Annotated in this window: 16 protein-coding genes; 4 read left to right on the top strand and 12 right to left on the bottom strand. The window is 72.8% G+C overall.

Going from position 1 to position 18,243, the window contains the following annotated elements; translation table 11 throughout:
• Positions 1-49 precede the first annotated feature (49 nt).
• A complete protein-coding gene (locus OG989_RS14575) occupies positions 50-2,233 on the bottom strand; it encodes an MMPL family transporter (RefSeq protein ID WP_151456828.1) in 2,184 nt (727 codons plus the stop codon).
• Between the two features lie 101 nt (positions 2,234-2,334).
• Between OG989_RS14575 and OG989_RS14570 the strand changes: the two genes are divergently transcribed.
• Positions 2,335-3,060 carry a TetR/AcrR family transcriptional regulator gene (locus OG989_RS14570; protein WP_151456829.1) on the top strand — a complete coding sequence of 242 codons (726 nt, stop codon included), beginning with the start codon at positions 2,335-2,337 and terminating at the stop codon, positions 3,058-3,060.
• A gap of 16 nt (positions 3,061-3,076) precedes the next feature.
• Here the strand turns inward: OG989_RS14570 and OG989_RS14565 are convergent, their stop codons facing one another.
• Positions 3,077-3,730 carry a hypothetical protein gene (locus tag OG989_RS14565; protein ID WP_327030785.1) on the bottom strand — a complete coding sequence of 218 codons (654 nt, stop codon included), beginning with the start codon at positions 3,728-3,730 and terminating at the stop codon, positions 3,077-3,079.
• A gap of 73 nt (positions 3,731-3,803) precedes the next feature.
• Here OG989_RS14565 and OG989_RS14560 point away from each other — a divergent pair, with 73 nt between their 5' ends.
• Positions 3,804-5,399 (top strand): phytoene desaturase family protein, encoded by a 1,596-nt coding sequence (locus tag OG989_RS14560; protein WP_327030784.1) that lies wholly within the window; start codon positions 3,804-3,806, stop codon positions 5,397-5,399.
• On the opposite strand, the gene OG989_RS14555 is transcribed toward OG989_RS14560, so the two are convergent.
• Positions 5,380-6,015: a TMEM175 family protein gene (locus OG989_RS14555; protein WP_327031165.1), complete on the bottom strand. Its 636-nt coding sequence runs from the start codon at positions 6,013-6,015 to the stop codon at positions 5,380-5,382. The genes OG989_RS14560 and OG989_RS14555 overlap by 20 nt on opposite strands.
• A gap of 112 nt (positions 6,016-6,127) precedes the next feature.
• Positions 6,128-7,711 (bottom strand): Rieske 2Fe-2S domain-containing protein, encoded by a 1,584-nt coding sequence (locus tag OG989_RS14550; protein ID WP_327030783.1) that lies wholly within the window; start codon positions 7,709-7,711, stop codon positions 6,128-6,130.
• Between the two features lie 306 nt (positions 7,712-8,017).
• Here OG989_RS14550 and OG989_RS14545 point away from each other — a divergent pair, with 306 nt between their 5' ends.
• Positions 8,018-8,239 carry a DUF2631 domain-containing protein gene (locus tag OG989_RS14545; protein WP_121396083.1) on the top strand — a complete coding sequence of 74 codons (222 nt, stop codon included), beginning with the start codon at positions 8,018-8,020 and terminating at the stop codon, positions 8,237-8,239.
• 100 nt (positions 8,240-8,339) lie between these two features.
• On the opposite strand, the gene OG989_RS14540 is transcribed toward OG989_RS14545, so the two are convergent.
• The 8 genes from OG989_RS14540 to OG989_RS14505 all read right to left on the bottom strand — a co-directional run bounded on the left by OG989_RS14540 (position 8,340) and on the right by OG989_RS14505 (position 17,576).
• On the bottom strand, positions 8,340-9,713 hold the full coding sequence (locus OG989_RS14540) for a DivIVA domain-containing protein (protein WP_327030782.1): 1,374 nt from the start codon (positions 9,711-9,713) through the stop codon (positions 8,340-8,342).
• Between the two features lie 31 nt (positions 9,714-9,744).
• Positions 9,745-10,896 carry a 23S rRNA (adenine(2503)-C(2))-methyltransferase RlmN gene (gene rlmN, locus OG989_RS14535; protein ID WP_132232738.1) on the bottom strand — a complete coding sequence of 384 codons (1,152 nt, stop codon included), beginning with the start codon at positions 10,894-10,896 and terminating at the stop codon, positions 9,745-9,747.
• Between the two features lie 104 nt (positions 10,897-11,000).
• Complete coding sequence (locus OG989_RS14530; RefSeq protein ID WP_327030781.1) at positions 11,001-12,203, bottom strand: phosphatidate cytidylyltransferase; 1,203 nt, start codon at positions 12,201-12,203, stop codon at positions 11,001-11,003.
• Between the two features lie 294 nt (positions 12,204-12,497).
• Complete coding sequence (gene frr, locus OG989_RS14525; RefSeq protein WP_089001534.1) at positions 12,498-13,055, bottom strand: ribosome recycling factor; 558 nt, start codon at positions 13,053-13,055, stop codon at positions 12,498-12,500.
• Positions 13,056-13,130: 75 nt separating this feature from the next.
• Entirely contained in the window at positions 13,131-13,898 is a 768-nt protein-coding gene (pyrH, locus tag OG989_RS14520; protein WP_089001535.1) for a UMP kinase, read from the bottom strand.
• A 159-nt stretch (positions 13,899-14,057) separates the two neighbouring features.
• A complete protein-coding gene (tsf, locus tag OG989_RS14515) occupies positions 14,058-14,888 on the bottom strand; it encodes a translation elongation factor Ts (RefSeq protein ID WP_151456852.1) in 831 nt (276 codons plus the stop codon).
• A gap of 135 nt (positions 14,889-15,023) precedes the next feature.
• The gene (gene rpsB, locus OG989_RS14510) at positions 15,024-15,974 is read right to left on the bottom strand and encodes a 30S ribosomal protein S2 (protein WP_327030780.1); all 951 of its coding nucleotides are present in this window, start codon (positions 15,972-15,974) and stop codon (positions 15,024-15,026) included.
• A 309-nt stretch (positions 15,975-16,283) separates the two neighbouring features.
• The gene (locus tag OG989_RS14505) at positions 16,284-17,576 is read right to left on the bottom strand and encodes a hypothetical protein (RefSeq protein WP_327030779.1); all 1,293 of its coding nucleotides are present in this window, start codon (positions 17,574-17,576) and stop codon (positions 16,284-16,286) included.
• A gap of 295 nt (positions 17,577-17,871) precedes the next feature.
• Here OG989_RS14505 and OG989_RS14500 point away from each other — a divergent pair, with 295 nt between their 5' ends.
• Positions 17,872-18,231, top strand: a complete 360-nt coding sequence (locus OG989_RS14500; protein ID WP_151456854.1) for a YraN family protein — start codon at positions 17,872-17,874, stop codon at positions 18,229-18,231.
• The last annotated feature ends 12 nt before the right edge of the window (positions 18,232-18,243 follow it).

Genomic DNA, 18,243 nt, shown 5'->3' with positions numbered 1-18,243 from the left:
GTCCGATGCCCCGTCGACGCCAGGGCCGACGGGGCATCGACGGAAGCCTCTATTTGGTGAACTCGGCGTGACGGGTCTCCGGGGCCGCCGGCTCAGGCTCGGCGGACTCGTGCAGGCCGAAGCGGCGGTGGAAGCGGGCGAGCGGGGCGGGAGCCCACCAGTTCCAGTGGCCGAGCAACCGCATCGTGGCCGGCACCAGCAGCGCCCGGACCAGCGTCGCGTCCACCACGATCGCCACGATCATGCCGATCCCGATGAGCTTGATGTACGCCATCTCGCCGGTGGCGAAGCCGGCCACCACGATGATCAGCAGGAGCGCGGCGGCGGTGATGATCCGCCCGGTGTGCTGGAGCCCGGCCGCCACCGAGGCGGTGTTGTCGCCCGTGCGGTCCCACTCCTCGCGTACCCGGGAGAGCAGGAACACCTCGTAGTCGGTGGCCAGCCCGAAGAGCACGGCGAGCATGAGGATCGGGTTGCTGGGCTCGATGAACCCGGTCGGGGTGAAGCCGAGCAGGTCGGCGAAGTGACCGTCCTGGAAGATCCAGACCACCACCCCGAACGACGCGCCGATCGACACCAGGTTCATCAGCACCGCCTTGACCGGCAGCACCAGCGAGCCGAAGGCGAGGAACAGCAGCACCAGGGTCGCGGCGGCCATCAGCAGGGCCATCCAGGGCAGCCGGTCGCCGAGGCCGTCGATCAGGTCGAGGTCGACGGCGGGCCGGCCGCCGACGAGGACCTGGGCGCCGTCCGGCGCGGGCAGGTCGCGCAGCGCCCGGACCACGTCCTGCGCGGTGTCGCCGGCCGGCTCGCCCGGGTAGGTCACGGTCAGCAGCGTCGACGTGCCCCGGTTGGCCGCCACCTGCACCCCGGTCACGCCGGGCACGGCGGCCACCCGGTCGGCGAAGGGCTGCGCCTGTTCCGGAGACGCCCCGGAGACCAGCACGTCGATCGGCGAGATCGTGCCGCCGGCGAACTCCGCGGCGACCCGCTCGGAGACGACCCGGGGCTCGGCGTCCGGGGGCAGCACCCGGTCGTCGAACCCGCCGAAGGAGACCCCCAGGAACGGCGCGGCCAGCACCGCGAGCAGCACGGTCACCCCGACCAGGTAGCGCACCGGGCGGCGCATCACGCTGTGCGCGATGCGGGCCCAGGCGCCGCCCGTCTCCCCCGCCGTCGGCCGCCCGCCGCGCGCCCCACGCCGCCACGGCAGCGGTACGCGCAGCGCGTCGATCCGACGGCCGAGCACCGCGAGCAGGGCCGGCAGCACGGTCAGCGCCGCCAGCATGGCGACCAGCACGGCGGCGATCCCGCCGAGGCCCATCGAGCGCAGGAACGCCTGGGGGAAGATCAGCAGGCTGGCCATGGCGAGCGCGATGGTGAGCCCGGAGACCAGCACCGTACGCCCCGCCGTGAGCATGGTGCGCCGGATCGCGGCGGGGGTGTCGTGGCCGGCCGCCAGCTCCTCGCGGAACCGGCTGACCACGAAGAGGGAGTAGTCGACCGCCATGCCCAGGCCGATCAGGGTGATGACGTTGATGGCGAAGACCGACACGTCGGTGACCAGGGTGACCAGCCGGACGGTGACGAACGCGCCGAGGATGGCCAGCCCGCCGATCAGCAGGGGCGTCGACGCGGCCACCAGCCCGCCGAAGATCAGCACGAGCAGCACCAGCAGCACCGGCATGGAGAGCAGTTCCGCGCGGGTGATGTCCTTGGTCGTCTGGGTGTTCGACTCGTGCAGGGCAGCCGTCGCGCCGCCGACCTCGGTCCGTACGCCGGGCGCGTCGAGGGCCGGCCGCAGCTCCTCGTACGCGGCGGTCTTGTCGTCCTTGTCAGCGGCCCGGAGCTGGATCAGCGCGTAGGTGGCCCGGCGGTCTGTGGAGAGCAGCGCGGGGGCCTGCGTGTCGTACCAGGTGGTGACGCTGGTGATCTCGGAACGCGCGCGCAGCCCCGTGACGGTGGCCGTGACCGGGTCGCGGAAGGCCGGCTGGTCGACGGACGCCGTGTCGCTGGACCAGAGCACCACCAGGTCTGCGCCCTGCGGCCCCAGCTCGCGGTCGATCCGTTCGGCGGCCCGGCTGGACTCGCTGGCCGGGTCGTCGAAGCCACCCCCGGTCAGTTGCCCGAAGACACCCGCCCCCCAGGTCGATCCGACAGCGACCAGCACCAGGGCGGCGGCCAGCACCGCCCAGCGCAGCCGCACCACCATGTGTCCCCACCAGGCGAACATTCGCCTCTCCCTCCACAGATGGCTAAGCTGCTACCATCGCTAATTTCAGTGAACGCCGTTAACTATCGCAACGGTGTTTCCTCTGGTCAAGGTGGTTGTCGATGGCCGCACCCACTCGGCGGGAACGCCTGCGCACGGCGACCGTCGCCGAGATCAAGGACGGGGCACGCCGTCTGCTGGTGACGGGTGGGATCGACGCGATCTCGCTGCGGGCCATCGCCCGCGACATGGGCATGACGGCGCCGGCCATCTACCGCTACTTCCCGAGCCTGGAGGCGCTGGTCGCGGACCTCGCCGCCGACCTCTACAACGAGCTGCGGCTGCGGCTGGAGGCGGCTGGGGACGACGCCGGGGGCGAGCCGGTCGCGCGGTTGCTGGCCATGTCCCGGGCGTTCCGCGCCTGGTCGCTGGCGCACCCCGCCGAGTTCGGGCTGATCTTCGGCGCCCCCGTCCCGGGACGGACCGCCTTCGTCGGCGGCCACGCCACCCCGGACCACCCCGGCGCCCGCCTCGGCGCGGTCTTCATCCAGCCGATCCTCGACCTGTGGCGCCGCTCCCCCTTCCGCACCCCGCCCGGCGAACTGCTCCGGCGGCACCTGGACGGGCGGCTGGAGCCGCTGCGGCTCAGCCACGGCGAGGTGCCGATCGAGGTCGCGTACGCCTTCCTCTCGGGCTGGACCCGCCTCTACGGGCTGGTCGCCATGGAGGTCTTCCACCAGTTCGACTGGGCGGTCACCGAGGCCGAGGCGCTGTTCGAGCTGGAACTGGAGACGTTCGCCGCCCAACTGCTGGCCGGCCCGCCCCCGGACGACAGCCCGCCGTCCTGACCTCGCTGGCGTCCGGCTACCGCCCCCGCGCCCGGGTCCGCTCCCGGTGCCCGGCACGGTCGGGGCGCCCGATGTGGCTGCCCTCGCGTCGGGACTCACCGAGCCAGAGGTGCGGCGCGTGGTGGCGGACCGCCGACACCGCCAGGGGCACGTCGGCAGCCTCGAGACGGAGACGGTGGCGCAGGTGGGGCAGCCCGGGGCGGAACGGCGCCTCCTCGCGCACGAGTGTCCACAGCACCGGGTCGTCGCGGTCGATGTGGCCCGTCGGGTACAGCTCCAGGGAGTGGAAACTGGCCTTGTGCCCGTGGCTCGTGAACAGGCCGACGCCGGCGAGACTGTGCCACGGGATGACGTTCCGCCGGTCCCCCTTGTCGAACCACAGGCCACTGTGGTCGACGAGGATCCTCGTCCGCCGTTGCCGCCAGGACACCACGAAGAGCAGGACACCCGGCACACCGAGCGCCGCCAGGGTGCCCGCCGCGACGAGCCCCGCCACAGGTGACCGTGGCTGATGGCTTCCGCCGACGACCGCGACAGCCGCGACGAGGCCGCCGATCCCGGCCAGGACGAGGAACAGGGAGAGCGGCAGGCCGACCCGGGCACGGCGCCGTCCGGTGGGTAGCACCGTGGCGTTCGGGGCGGGGGTGGGCGCGCTGAAGGGTGCTGCCATGGCAGGCAAGCCTAGGCCGACCGGCGGCGGAAGGGCTGACCGGCGGGACCTGTGGGCGCTAGGCTCCACCGGCATGGGTGACGAGCTGCCGCCCCGGGCCGACGTGGTGATCGTCGGCGCCGGGCACAACGGTCTGGTGTCCGCGATCCTGCTCGCCCGCGCCGGGCTCGACGTGCTGGTGCTGGAGGCGGCGGACGTCATCGGCGGGGCCACCCGCACCGAGGCGCCGTTCCCGAAGGTGCCGGGGCTGCGCCACTCCACCGGGTCGTACCTGCTCGGGCTGATGCCGCCGGAACTGCTCGCCACGCTGGACGTGCGCATCCCCGTGCTGCGCCGCGACCCGCACTACTTCCTGCCCACCCCCGGCGGCCCCGGCTCGCCGTACCTGCTCTTCGGCAGCGACACGGCGGCCACCCGCGCGCAGCTCGCCGAGTTCTTCTCCCCCGCCGACGTGGCCGCCGACGACGCCCTCCAGGCCGAGCTGGCCGCGCTGCGCGACGACCTCGCCCCGGCCTGGCTGGCCGAGCCGCTGCCCGTCGAGGAGACCGCCGAGCGGTACGTCCGGCCGGCGCTGCGGCAGGTCTTCGTCGACCTCGTCCGCGGCTCCGTCGCCGACCACCTGGCCCGCTTCGACTTCCGCTCCGAGCTCCTGATGAGCATGTACGCGGTCACCGACGGCCTCTCCGGGCTCAACGCCGGCCCCGACGACCCGGGCACCGGGCACAACTTCCTCGTCCACAACATGTGCCGGCTGCCCGGCTCCGACGGCACGTGGATGATCGCCGAGGGCGGGATGGGCACCGTGTCGCGTACGTTCGCCGACGCCGCCCGGGCCGCCGGCGCGACGATCCGCACCGGCACGCCGGTGCATGCGATCACCCTGGACGGCGGCGCGGCCAGCGGGGTCGTCCTCGCCGACGGGCGGGAGATCGGCGCGCGGGTGGTGCTCGGCGCGTGCGACCCGTACCGGCTGATGGACCTGCTGCCCGACGGCGCGCTCCCGGCGCCGCTGGCCGACCGGATGGCGGCGGTCCGCCGCCCCGGCACCACGCTCAAGCTCAACCTGGCGCTGACCGGGCTGCCCCGCTTCTCCTGCCTGCCCCAGGGCTCCCCGAGCCCGTTCGGCTCGACCATCCACCTGCTGCCCGGCTCGGAGTCCCTGATCGGTGGGGGCGGCGAGTCGCCGATGGCGGCGCTGCGCGCCATGTGGGCCGACGTGCAGGCGGGTCGGCTGCCCGCCGAGCCGACCATCGAGTGGTACCTGCACACCACCGTGGACCCGTCGCTGTCCGACGGCCGGGGGCACCACTCGTCGGCGCTCTTCGTGCAGTCGGTGCCGTACGAGCTGGCCGGCGCCACCTGGGGCGAGGCGCTGCCCGGCTACGTCGACCGCCTGATCGGCATCTGCGAGCGGTACGCCCCGGGCACCGCCGACCTGATCGCCGACGCCGTGCCGCTGCCGCCGCCCGGCATCGAGGCGCACTTCGGCATCACCGGCGGGCACATCCACCACGTCGACAACACGGTCTCGTTCACCGATCGGATGCCGTACGCCACCGGTGTCGACGGCGTCTACGCGGGCAGCGCCGGCTGCCACCCGGCCGGCAGCGTCATCGGCGCCGCCGGCCACAACGCCGCCCGCCGCGTCCTCACCGACCTTGGCCGCTGACCTCGCCGCCGGCCTCGGCGGGGGGCAGGTCGCCGGGACGGTGAATGAGGGAGAGACCGAGGAGCAGCAGGTAGAGCAGAAGGCTGAGGATCGCGTTGACGAAGACGAAGGCGAAGGCGATCAGGTAGAGCAGTGGGCGCCGCGCCACCGCACGGGCCAGCCGGGGATCCAGATCGGGGTGGAGCAGCCTTCGCCGCCGTGCCCACCACCAGCTCAGGTTGAAGAAGATCGACTCGCCGAGCACGGTGCCGAAGTAGAGTGCGGCGGTCAACCGCTGCTCGGTCGACCCGCCGCGCAGGTTGTCCGACAGCAGGTCGGCGGTGAACGGGATCGCGGCCACGAAGAGCAGCACGAGCAGGTTGAACACCAGCAGCAGCTGATCTACCCGGACCACGTACCGCCACACGTTGTGGTGGCCGAGCCAGATCTGGCCGGCGATGCCGAAGGTGATCACATACGCCAGGTAGGACGGCCAGGCGTGGGCGAGGGCGTCGGGAAGCTCCCTCCCACCGGCCCTCGCCGGGCCGTTCTGGAGCAGTTCGACGGCCATCACCGTCAGCACGACCGCGAAGACGCCGTCGCTGAACGTCTCCACCCGGGAGGCGTCCCGGACCATCTCCCGGTCACGTCGGTACCGGTAACCGCTCTTGCGCACTCCCTCGGCCACGTCACCCCCTCGTCGACCTGATGGTCACCCGGCGGGGGCGGCGGGCGCGGGGAAATCGCCGTTAGCTGGCCACCTCGCCCGCCGGGGCGGGGGTCTGCTGCTCGCCGGCCCGGTGTGCCCGGACCTTGTGCCCGACGCTGGTCAGGCACCGGCCGCTGGCCAGGTCGAACCTCCAGCCGTGCAGTTGGCAGGTGAGCTGGTCGCCCTCGACGATGCCGAACCGGGTCAGGTCCGCCTTCAGGTGCGGGCAGCGCCGCTGCACCACCCAGTCACCGAGGGTGATGTCCTCGGCGTCGGTGCTCCGCTCGTGCTCGTCGTACCAGCCCTCGGCGTACTGGAGCCGCTCCGTGGAGAGGCACTTGAAGAACGCGTAGACGAACTCGTTGTACTGGCCGATCCGGGCCGCCGAGAAGCGGCAGGAGAGGAAGAGGGAGTTGACCCAGTCCACCTCGCCGATGTGCAGCAGGTGCTCGATCAACGCCCGCTCGGTGCGGAACCGGTAGCGGACCTTCTCGTCGGCGTACGGCCGGACCTGCTTGCCCGGGAAGTCCACCACGATCGACTCGACGCTCTCGCCGTCGTAGCTGACCAGGTCGAAGCGGACCGGGCCGCCGACCCCCTTGGCCAGGTAGATCGACTCCTCAAGCAGGGGCTCGATCCGGCGCTGCATCTCCTTGAGCACGTCCACCTCGGGGTGCCGCCAGGACGCCTTCTCGGCCTCGATGACCGGCCGCTTGCGCTCGCGCATCTCCTCCAGGTGGGCCACCTTGTTGGCGAAGAACTCCTCCACGGGCACCGGGTGTGTCGTGCTGGCTCCGGAGGTGGTGATCTCCGCGACGCTGCCCGGGAGCAGCACGACGCCGTTGGTGCCGCCGACCTTGGCGTACTCGCTCAGGAAGACCGACTGGTCGGGGAAGATGTTGCCCTCGTCGCCGTGGATGTCGTTGAACTGCCACAGCTCGTCGTCGAGGAAGCAGGGCGGGCCGGCGATCGGGAAGACGTGGTCGGCCTTCAGGTCGTCGATGTAGCGCCAGGTGCGGTCGAACTGCCGGTCGCGCTTCTGCTTGCCGAACGCCGTCTTCGCCGCCTGCGGCAGCTCGTAGACCATCGGGTACCAGATCGCACCGGAGAACTGGAGCATGTGCGCGTGCACGTGGCCCAGCTCGGCGAAGGCACTCAGGTCGGTGGGACGGGCGTCGTTCTGGTTGAGCAGCCGCACCCCGTCGTACTCCACCCACAGCGACGAGTCGCCGATCGGGCCGTCGGTCGGGCTGGTCAGCGCCTGAATCATGATCTTCAGGCCGCCGTCCAGCTCCACGACCTGCTCGTTCGGCGCCTTCAGGAACTTGGTGAAGCCCAGCTCCCGCAGCTCGTCCTCCATCTCGGAGGTGGGGAACGCGGGCAGCAGCACGGTGGCGTCCTTCGATACGAAGCGCTTCAGGTGCGCCGCGTCGAAGTGGTCCCGGTGCAGGTGCGACACGTAGAGATAGTCGACGTCGCCGAGGGCCTCCCAGTCGAGCAGGGAGTTGTCCGGAAACGGGAACCATGAGGCGAAATAGGCCGGATTGACCCACGGGTCGCACAGGATGCTGCCCGCGGCCGTGTCGATCCGCATGCTGGCGTGCCCCGTACCGGTCACTCGCACCGCAGTTCCCCCTCAAAACGACAAACAAGGTGTACGCCAGAAACGCTACCGGAGGGAGTCTGGCGACCTACCCGCGACGCCGGTAGTGCCGATGCGCCCGGGTGGAGCCGGGCCCTTGGTCCCGGCCACCTGCCCGACGCCGGGCACCGTGCCGAAGTCCCGGCCGGCCCTCGTACGTACCCCGGGCCGACGCCCGCCGCGCCCGTGCGGATCGTGCGGTCCGCCCCATCGGTCGGACCCAGCGCCGGGCCCGGCACGAGGCGTGCCAGACTAACCGGAGATCCGATCGCGAGGGAAGGACCGACAGTGGCAGGAAGCGAGCCGGTAACGTCGCCAGACCAGCACAAGCCCGGGCACCGCAAGTCCGGGCGGATCGGCGCGGTGGTCTCCGCGCTGGCCCTGCTGGCGATGCTCTGCGGCAACCACGAGGGCAGGGTCGAGAACATCTGGCTGATCGGCCTGGCCGTGCTGCTGCTGCTCATCGTCATCGGCGACACCGTGCTGCGGCGCAACGGCCTGCGGTCCTGACCGCACCCGCGTCAGCCGGCGTCGCACCGGTCCGCGCGCCGGAGGCCACACGCACGAGGGCCCGCCCCCGACCGGGGAGCGGGCCCTCGCCGTACGCGGATCAGCGGCCGAACAGGATGTCCTGCACGTCCTTGAGCGCGGCGTCGACCTCGGCCTCGAAGTAGCCACCGGGCACCAGCCCGAAGCGCAGCGTGTCCAGCTCCTTCGGGTTCACCGGCATCGGGTTGCGCCCCTGCATGCCGCCCAGCAGCGTGTCGAAGAACCGGTCGACCTGGTCGGGGTCGTACCCGCTGCCGAACCGGCGCACCTGGAAGCTGCGACGGATCTGGTCGACGCGGTAGAGGTCGCTGCCGGGCGGGCCGGCCATCGGCGGGCCGACCATCGGTGGCGGGCCACCGACGGGTGGGCCACCGACGGGTGGGCCAGCGACCGGCGGACCACCCACCGGCGGACCGGCGTGCGGTGGGCCGCCGAAGCCCGGCTGCGGCTGCGGAGGCGGCCCGGCCGGGCCCCGGCCCCGCATGTCACGCGGATCCCGCTCAGGCATCCGGATCTCGGCGGTCATGTCGGCGCGAGCGCGCCGGCCGGCCTCGAACCCGTCGAAACGCGGCTCGTCCCCGTAGCCACCGGGACCGTCGCCGTAGCCGCCCGGGCGATCGCCGTAGCCGCCAGGACCGTCACCGTAGCCACCGCCGGGGCCGTCACCGTAGCCACCGCCCGGACCGTCGCCGTACTTGCCGGGGCCGTCGCCGTAGCCACCGCCGGGGCCGTCACCGTAGTTGCCGGGGCGGTCGCCGTAGTTGCCGGGACCATCGCCGTAGTTGCCGGGACCGTCGCCGTAGCCGCTGGGGCCGGCGGGCAGGCCGCGCGGCGGCGGAGCGCCGTGGCCCATCGGGGCGCCCGGTCCCATCGGGCCGGGGCCGCCGGGTCCGCCGGGGCCACCGGGGCCGCGCGGCGGTTCGTAGCCGCCCCGCGGGGCGTCGTAGCCACCGGCGAAGGCACCGGTGGGCTCGTCGTAGCGGCCGTAGCGGTCGCCGGGCGGACCGGCCTGTGCCGGCATCGGCCGGGGCGGCATCGGCTGCGGGACCGGCGACATGCCGCGGTCGTCGCGCACCGGGGGGCCCATGCGGTCGGGCGGGCCCATGCGGTCGGGCGGACCCATGCGGTCGGGCGGGCCCATGCGGTCGGGCGGACCGAGGCGGTCGGCGTCGCGGGGGTCGCCGGCGCCACCGCGCTCCTCCAGCTCGGCCAGCTGCCGCTCGACCCGGTCGAGGTGCAGGTCGACCTGCCACTCGTCGTAGCCGTTGAAGCGGACCCGGAAGACGACGTCGTGGACCTCCTGGGAGGCGACGGGGGCGCCCACCGGCCGGCCGTCGAGCGTCGCCTCGACCCGGTCCAGGAAGGCGTCGACCTCGTCGACCTTGTATCCCCGGCGGAGCGCCTTACGCCGGAAACGCTGACCCTGACTCGCCACTATGTCTCCTGGTCTCGTTCGCTACGCCCGGTCACGCCTTCTCCCCGGCCCGGTCGGTGTCGGTGTCAATGTCCTCGGCGGCGGCGAGTTGCCCGCACGCTCCGTCGATCTCGCGACCCCGGGTGTCCCGCACGGTCGTCGACACCCCGGCCTCGCGCAGCCGCCGGACGAACTCCCGCTCGACCGGCTTGGGGCTGGCGTCCCAACGGCTGCCCGGAGTCGGGTTGAGGGGGATGAGGTTCACGTGGGTCAGCTTCCCGGCCAGCAGCCGCCCGAGCAGATCGGCTCTCCACGGCTGGTCGTTCACATCTCTGATCATGGCGTACTCGATCGACACCCGACGCCCCGTGCGGGCCGCGTAGTCCCACGCCGCGTCCAGCACCTCGGACACCTTCCAGCGCTGGTTGACCGGCACGAGTTCGTCGCGCAGCTCATCATCGGGGGCGTGCAGCGACAACGCAAGGGTCACCGAGAGGTCTTCGCTGGCCAGTCGGCGGATGGCCGGGACCAGGCCCACCGTGGAGACCGTGATGTGGCGCTGCGACAGCCCGAGCCCCTCGGGCGCCGGGGCGACCAGCCGGCGGATCGCCGCGACCACCCGGGAGTAGTTGGCCAGCGGCTCGCCCATGCCCATGAAGACCACGTGCGACAGGCGCGGCGGCGAACCCGCCACCGCTCCGGAGGCGGCCACCCCGGCCAGGTAGACCGCCTGGTCGACGATCTCGGCGGTGGAGAGGTTGCGGGTCAGCCCCGCCTGCCCGGTGGCGCAGAACGGGCAGGCCATGCCGCAGCCGGCCTGGCTGGAGATGCAGACGGTGACGCGGTCCGGGTAACCCATCAGCACGCTCTCCACCAGCGAGCCGTCGTGCAGCCGCCAGAGCGCCTTGCGGGTCGCGCCGTCGTCGCAGGCCAGCTCGCGGACCGGGGTGAGCAGCCGGGGCAGGAGCTGGTCGGCGAGCTTCTCCCGGGTGGCGGCCGGCAGGTCGGTCATCTGCCCCGGGTCGCGCACCAGCCGACCGAAGTAGTGGGTGGAGACCTGCTTGGCGCGGAACGCCGGCTCCCCCAGCTCGGCGACCAGGGCGCGGCGGCCGGCGAGGTCGAGATCGGCGAGGTGACGGGGAGGCATCGCGGGCCGCCGCCCGGGGGCGTCGGGGTCTGCGGGAATCAGGGGCAAGCTCGTCATGGCGCGTCCAGTCTGTCACGCCGGACGGCCGACACACCTGTCCGGAGGTGCCGAATCGCCCCCCGCCGCCCGGGCGGGACCACTGACGACGGGTGATTCACGCCTCACTCCAGCACCGGGACGAAGACCGCCAGGAGCAGGTACGCGGTCGGCAGCGCGAAGAGGATCGAGTCCAACCGGTCCATCAGGCCGCCGTGCCCGGGGAGCAGGTTGCTCATGTCCTTCACCCCGAGATCCCGCTTGATCATGGACTCGGCGAGGTCACCGAGGACGGCGGCGCCGGAGATCGCCAACCCGAAGAGCGCGCCCCACCACGGGGCCACGTCGAGGAGCAGCCAGAGCAGCAGGGCACTGCCCAGCGCCGCAGCGGTGACCGAGCCGGCGAAGCCCTCCCAGGACTTCTTCGGGCTGATCGAGGGGGCCATCGGATGCTTGCCGAAGCTGACGCCGGCGGCGTACCCGCCGGTGTCGGAGAGGACCACCGCGGCCAGCGTCACCAGCACCCGCAGGTCGCCGTCCTCGGGCACCGCCGCCAGCAGCGCGGCGAAGCCGCCGAGGAACGGCACGTACACGGCGATGAGGGTGGCGGCGGTCAGGTCACGCTGGAAGCCGCCCGGCCCGTCGCCGAGCCGCCAGACCATGGTGCCCAGCACGGTCACCAGCAGGCCGAGGCTGAGCGCGTCGGGGCCGGAGAACCAGGCCAGCCCGATGGTGAGCACCCCGCCGGCGATCAGCGGCACCAGCGGCGGGTGCGCGCCGCTGCGGCGTACCGCCCGGGCCATCTCCCACATGCCGATGGCGACCGCCGCGGCCACCACCACCAGGAAGGCGGTCCGGTAGAAGAACAGCGGCACCACGATCAGGGCGCCGAGGCCCACGCCGACGGCAACGGCTGCCGGCAGGTTGCGCCCGGCCCGACTCGGAACGGGCTGCTGGGTCGGGGGCCGGTCGGCGCCGGCCCGGCGCCGACCGCGCTGCCGGCGGCCCGGAGGCGGCACGGGCTCCGGCTCCGGCTCGACGTCCCGGACCGGTTCGAGCTGGGTGGTCGGGTAATCCGAGTCGTCGGGACGGTCGCGTTGGCCGTTCATCGCCGCCGGTTCACCGGCCGCCGCCACGTCGGCGTGCGGGCGGGAGCGGGCCGGTGCCTCGGCGTACGCGTCGGGGAGCACGGCGGGACGGCGGTCCCACCGACCCGGATCGATCTCGGGCTCCGGCCAGGGGAGGGCGGGCGCCGGGGCGGGAGCGGGCGCGTCGGGGCGGTCCCAGCCGCGGGGCTCGGCGCTGCCGTGGGGATCGAGGTGGGACATCACGCACCGAGCGGGACCGGTACGAGATCCACCAGCTGACGCACAACCACAACCATTCCCCTACCCGCGCGACTGTTCCGTCCGGTTGACCCGCCCGACGGCCGGCCGATTCCCACCATTCACCGCAGGGTGCCGGGAATCCTGCCGAGCCTACTGCACCCGCCGATCCCTCACGTCCGACCGGCCCCGTGCCGGCCCGCCGACGACGGTGGCACCGGGCCCGCCGCCCGGGATCGGGCGGTGGAGCGCCGGTGCCACGACGTCGTCGTCGCCGGCGGAGTGCCGGCGCACGTTTCACACCTCGAGAAGCTCGTTCTCCTTGTGCTTGACCAGGTCGTCGACGGCGGCGACGAAGCGCTGGGTCAGGTCGTCGAGTTCCTTCTCGGCGCGGCGGCCGTCGTCCTCGCCGACCTCGCCGTCCTTGACGAGCCGGTCCAGCTCCTCCTTGCCCTTGCGGCGGATGTTGCGGATGGCCACCTTGGCCTCCTCACCCTTGTGCCGGGCGACCTTGATCATCTCTCGGCGGCGCTCCTCGGTCATCTGCGGGAGCAGGATGCGGAGCTGGTTGCCCTCGTTGTTCGGGTTGGCGCCGAGGTCGGAGTCGCGGATCGCCTTCTCCATGGCGTTGATCTGCGAGTTGTCGTACGGCTTGATGATCACCATGCGCGGCTCGGGAACCCCGATGGACGCCATCTGGGGCAGCGGCGTGGGGCTGCCGTAGTAGTCGATGATGATCTTGGAGAACATGGCGGCGTTGGCGCGACCGGTGCGGATCGCGCCGAACTCCTCCTTGGCGTGCTCGATCGCACGCTCCATCTTCTCCTCGGCCTCGAGGAGGGTGTCGTCGATCACCGGTCTCCTCGCCTCCTTCTGTGCTCGTCGTGGGCTTGTCGTGTCGGAGGGACCGCTGAGGTCGGGTCGGACCGCTCAGGCGGTGATCAGGGTGCCGATCTTGTCGCCACCCACGGCCCGGATGATGGTGTCGTCGCCCTGCGCGCCGAAGACCAGCATCGGCAGGCCGTTCTCCATGCACAGGCTGAACGCGGCGGCGTCGGCGACCCGCAGGTTACGCCGCAGCACCTCGGAGAAGGTGATCGAGTCGAACTTGCTGGCGGTCGGGTCGATCCGCGGGTCGGCGGTGTAGACGCCGTCCACGCCGTTCTTGCTCATCAGCACCACGTCGGCACGGATCTCCAGGGCCCGCTGGGCAGCCACGGTGTCGGTGGAGAAGTACGGCATGCCGGCGCCCGCGCCAAAGATCACCACGCGGCCCTTCTCCAGGTGCCGGATGGCGCGCAGCGGGATGTACGGCTCGGCGACCTGGGCCATCGTGATCGCGCTCTGCACGCGCGTCTCGATGCCCTCCTTCTCCAGGAAGTCCTGCAACGCGAGGCAGTTCATCACGGTGCCGAGCATGCCCATGTAGTCGGCCCGGGCGCGGTCCATGCCGCGCTTCTGCAACTCCGCGCCCCGGAAGAAGTTGCCGCCGCCGACCACCACCGAGACCTGCACGCCGCGGCGGACCACGGTGGCGATCTGCCGGGCGATGGCCTGCACGACGTCCGGGTCCACCCCGATCGCGCCCCCGCCGAACACCTCACCGGAGAGCTTCAGCACCACCCGGCGGGCCCGACCGGGGGGTGGCGCCGTCGGATCGTCCGCCGCCAGACTCCGGTCACTCACAACCTGCGTCATCCGCCCCGCCCTTCCCCATGCGCACGTCCCGTACGCCGCGTACCGCGAAACTGCCGTAGCCGACCCTATGTGACGAGGAGGCCGCGGTGCCTGTCACGTACACCGGCGGCCTCCTCGTCGACGTTCCCTGCCCGCGGGGCGCAGAGCGCCCGGGGCGGCTCAGGCCTGGCCGACCTCGAACCGCACGAAGCGGGTGACCTCGATGCCGGCATCGGCCAGCAGCTGCTTCACCGACTTCTTGTTGTCGGCGACCGACGCCTGCTCGAGCAGGACGTAGTCCTTGAAGAACGCGTTCACCCGACCCTCGACGATCTTCGGCAGGGCCGCCTCGGGCTTGTTCTCCTCGCGGGCGGTCTGCTCGGCGATGCGCCGCTCGGACTCGACGACGTCGGCCGGCACCTCGTCCCGGGTGAGGAACTTCGGCCGCATGGCGGCGATCTGCATCGCCACGCCCCGGGCGTCCGAGTCGGACGCCTCGTCGCCGGCCGTGCTGGTGTACTGCACGAGCACGCCGACCGCCGGGGGCAGGTCCTGGCTCTTGCGGTGCAGGTAGACGGCGGTGGTGCCGTCGAGCTTGGCGAACCGGTTCAGGACGAGCTTCTCGCCGATCTTGGCGGACTGCTCCTGCACCAGGTCGGCGACGGTCTTGCCGTCCAGCTCGGTGGCGAGCAGCTCCTCGGCGGTGCCGACGCCGCTGCGCTCGCCGTGCTCCACCAGCTGCTGAGCCAGCTCGATGAACGCGTCGGTCTTGGCGACGAAGTCGGTCTCGCAGTTGAGTTCGAGCAGCGCCTTGCCGGAGTGGGCGATCAGACCGTTGGCGGCCGTACGGCCGGCCCGCTTGCCGACGTCCTTGGCGCCCTTGACGCGCAGGATCTCGACGGCCTTGTCGAAGTCGCCCTCGGCCTCGGTCAGCGCCTTCTTGCAGTCCATCATGCCGGCGCCGGTGAGGTCGCGGAGCTTCTTGACGTCCGCGGCGGTGAAGTTGGACATGGCTCTCTCTTCGGTGTTGAGACTGCGGGTGGGTTGGTCCTGGTGCCGGTTACCCGGATCCGGGCGCGACGTGCCCGGCGTACCTGCCGCTCCCCGCCGCCCGGGAGACCGGGCGGCGGGGAGGCGGCGGTGCGGTCACTCCGCGGCGGCGGTCGCCGGCTGTTCGACCGGCTGGGCCTGCGGGGCCTGCTCAGCCTGCTCAGCCTGCGGGGCCTGCTCAGCCTGCGGGGCCTGCTCAGCCTGCGGGGCCTGCTCGACCGGCTGGGCCTGCTCGGCCTGCGGGGCCTGCTCGTCGGCCTTCTTCGGCTCCTCGAGCAGCTCGCGCTCCCACTCGGCCAGCGGCTCGTCGGAGGCGACGCCCGGCTCCGGCTTCTCGTCGCTGCCGCGACGACGGCCGGAACGGGCGATCAGGCCGTCGGCGACGGCGGCGGCCACGACCTTGGTCAGCAGCTCGGCCGAGCGGATCGCGTCGTCGTTGCCCGGGATCGGGAAGTCGACCTCGTCCGGGTCGCAGTTGGTGTCGAGCACCGCGATGACCGGGATGCCCAGCTTGCGGGCCTCGTCGACGGCGATGTGCTCCTTCTTGGTGTCGACCACCCAGATCGCGGCCGGGAGCTTCTGCATGTCCCGCAGACCGCCGAGCGTGCGGGTCAGCTTGATCTTCTCGCGGGAGAGCTGCAGGGTCTCCTTCTTGGTGTACCCGGCGGCGGTGCCGCTCAGGTCACCCAGGGCCTCAAGCTCCTTCATCCGCTGGAGCCGCTTGTAGACCGTCTGGAAGTTGGTCAGCATGCCGCCGAGCCAGCGGTGGTTGACGTAGGGCTGACCGACCCGGGTCGCCTGCTCGGCGATGGCCTCCTGGGCCTGCTTCTTGGTGCCGACGAAGAGGATGCTGCCACCCTCGGCGACGGTCCCGCGCACGAACGCGTAGGCCTTCTCGATGTAGTCGAGGGTCTGGCGCAGGTCGATGATGTAGATACCGTTGCGCTCGGTGAAGATGAAACGCTTCATCTTCGGGTTCCAGCGCCGGGTCTGGTGCCCGAAGTGGACACCGCTCTCCAGCAGCTGACGCATGGTCACGACGGCCATGGTGGGGTACTCCTCGTGGTCCCTGGTTGTCCCGCCCGGCCAGGCGGCCGGGCGTCCTGGCGCCCGGTCGGCGGCCATGGCGGGCCCGACCAAGATCGGGACCAGGGAGGCCGTCGCCCCACGACGACTCGTGGAGAGGGCGCGCGAGGTCGACCGCGCGAGGCGGTCGCCAGTCGACCAGTGTACGCCCCTTCCCCGCCCCCGATGCCTCGGGTGCGGGGAAGGGGTCGGAACGCCCATTTCCGGCACTCGGCGCGCCCGCCCCAGCCGGAGCCAGCCGTCAGGCGGGGCGGTCCTGACGGTCGAGGGTCAGCGGACCGCGAGCGCGGCGGCGACGAAGAGCACCAGGCCCACGGTCAGGTACGCCGTCGGCGGACGCAGCCAGCCCCGGTTCCCCTCCGCGAGCGACAGCCCGCCGGTGCGCAGCCCGTACAGGCCGATCGCGAAGATCGGCAGGCCGCAGACCAGGAAGATCCCCACCACGACGTCAGCCGTCGAGACCGGGTCGCCGGTCACGCCGTTGAGCAGCACCCGCATCGCGGGCACCTCGAACACCAGGACCAGCAGGGTGAAGAGCGCGGCCAGCGCCGGCCGCCGCGTCCGGTAGACCCCGTCGCCCGCCGGCGTTCCCGGAAGCGGGGCGACCACCGGCGGGTACGCCGGCAGCTCCCCCGGCGCGAGGTCGCCGCGGGGCGCGATCGGCGGCATCGGCCCGGTCGGCATCTCCAGCGGGTGCGGGGGCTCGACCGGCCGGACGGGCTCGTCGACCGGCGTCTCCGCCGCGCTCGCGGCCTCGGCCACCCGACCGGGCGCGACGATCGGGTAGCCGCCCAGCGGGGCCGGGCGGGCCGGCTCCGCGGTCCGCTCGACGGGTCCCGCCCCGGCCAGCGCGTCGACGCCCGACGTCGACAGCGCGTCGCGGGCCTCCCTCGACTCCCGGGCGGCGCGCCGGCCCGGGCGGTCGCCGGGCAGTTCCCCGGAGACGTCCGGGTCCGACTCGGCCCGGCGCGAGCGGCTCGTCCGGTATCCCTCGGTCTCCGACCGGGCCTCCCCGAGCGGCGGCACCGCCGCGAAGCGCCCCGAATCGGCCTCGCCGAACCTCCCGGGCTCCGATCCCGTGGCGGGGAACCGGCCCGAATCCTCGGGGCCGGTGACGGCGAACCGGCCGGAATCCTCCGGTCCCGGCACGGCGAACCGGCTCGGGTCCTCCCGTCCCGTGGCCGCGAACCGGCCCGAGTCCTCCGACCCGCCGAAGCGGCCCCGGTCGGTGTCGACGGCCGCGAAACGCCCCGAGTCGGGCTCGACGGCGCCGAACCGGCCGGAGTCGGGCTCGACGGCCGCGAAGCGCCCGGAGTCGGGCTCCGCCGACGTGCCGAAGCGTCCTGGTTCGCCGCGTCGGGTTCCCGTGGAGTCACCGTAGCGGCCGTCCTCGGCGGACCGGCGCTGCTCGGGGGCGTTCAGGTCGTCGTCCCGGTACCGGCTCTCGGCCGGACCGCGCCAGTCCGCCTCCCCGTAGCCGCTCTCACGGTCACGGTCACGGTCGCGGTCGGCCGGATACCAGCGCGACTCCTGATCTTCGACAAAGTTCCGTCGTCCGTCCACGTCCGGCACGGTATGCGACCGGCTCCACGGGCGCCATTCGCCCCCGGGACATCCGCGCCACCGGGAGCACCGGTCACCCGCCGCCGCTGGCCGGGGACGGCGGCGGCGGGGACGGCGGCGGGCGGGCAGGCCCAGCTCAGCGCCGAACGCGGTGGCTCGTGGCGGCGGTCCACCGAGGCGGACCGCATAGCACGACGAGGGCATGATCGTCCGTTCGTCCACAGTGTGCCCGTCGTCCACAGTTTCCGGGGCACGGGGCGGCGGCTGCCCGCCCGCCGGGTGCACCGTGCCGGACATGACGAAGCGGAACCAGGCGGTCGGCGCGTACGGGGAGCGGTGCGCCGTCCGGCACCTGATCGGGGCGGGACTGCGCCCGGTGGCCCGGAACTGGCGCTGCCCGGCCGGAGAGATCGACATCATCGCCTGGGACGGGCCGGTGCTCGCCTTCTGCGAGGTGAAGACCCGCCGCACCGACGAGTACGGGTCGCCTGCGGAGGCGGTCGTACCGGCCAAGGCGCGGCGGCTGCGCGGGCTCGCCGCCCGGTGGCTCGCCGACACCGGCACCACCGCCGACGAGGTGCGCTTCGACGTCGTCTCCGTACGCCTGACCGGCGCCGGCGCCGCCCGGGTCGAGCACCTCAAGGGGGCGTTCTGATGGGCGGACCCG

Origin of the sequence: Micromonospora sp. NBC_01740 (genome assembly GCF_035920365.1) — a bacterium.
Classification (GTDB): domain Bacteria; phylum Actinomycetota; class Actinomycetes; order Mycobacteriales; family Micromonosporaceae; genus Micromonospora; species Micromonospora reichwaldensis.
This window is presented reverse-complemented; position numbering and strand designations above follow the sequence as displayed.

Excerpts from the sequence above, each read along its gene's own strand:
- tsf (WP_151456852.1), bottom strand. The coding sequence starts at position 14,888 with ATGTCCAACTTCACCGCCGCGGACGTCAAGAAGCTCCGCGACCTCACC.
- OG989_RS14530 (WP_327030781.1), bottom strand. The coding sequence starts at position 12,203 with ATGTCCCACCTCGATCCCCACGGCAGCGCCGAGCCCCGCGGCTGGGAC.
- OG989_RS14560 (WP_327030784.1), top strand. The coding sequence starts at position 3,804 with ATGGGTGACGAGCTGCCGCCCCGGGCCGACGTGGTGATCGTCGGCGCC.
- OG989_RS14500 (WP_151456854.1), top strand. The coding sequence starts at position 17,872 with ATGACGAAGCGGAACCAGGCGGTCGGCGCGTACGGGGAGCGGTGCGCC.
- OG989_RS14555 (WP_327031165.1), bottom strand. The coding sequence starts at position 6,015 with ATGGTCCGGGACGCCTCCCGGGTGGAGACGTTCAGCGACGGCGTCTTC.
- rlmN (WP_132232738.1), bottom strand. The coding sequence starts at position 10,896 with ATGACGAGCTTGCCCCTGATTCCCGCAGACCCCGACGCCCCCGGGCGG.
- OG989_RS14565 (WP_327030785.1), bottom strand. The coding sequence starts at position 3,730 with ATGGCAGCACCCTTCAGCGCGCCCACCCCCGCCCCGAACGCCACGGTG.
- OG989_RS14570 (WP_151456829.1), top strand. The coding sequence starts at position 2,335 with ATGGCCGCACCCACTCGGCGGGAACGCCTGCGCACGGCGACCGTCGCC.
- rpsB (WP_327030780.1), bottom strand. The coding sequence starts at position 15,974 with ATGGCCGTCGTGACCATGCGTCAGCTGCTGGAGAGCGGTGTCCACTTC.
- OG989_RS14575 (WP_151456828.1), bottom strand. The coding sequence starts at position 2,233 with ATGTTCGCCTGGTGGGGACACATGGTGGTGCGGCTGCGCTGGGCGGTG.
- pyrH (WP_089001535.1), bottom strand. The coding sequence starts at position 13,898 with ATGACGCAGGTTGTGAGTGACCGGAGTCTGGCGGCGGACGATCCGACG.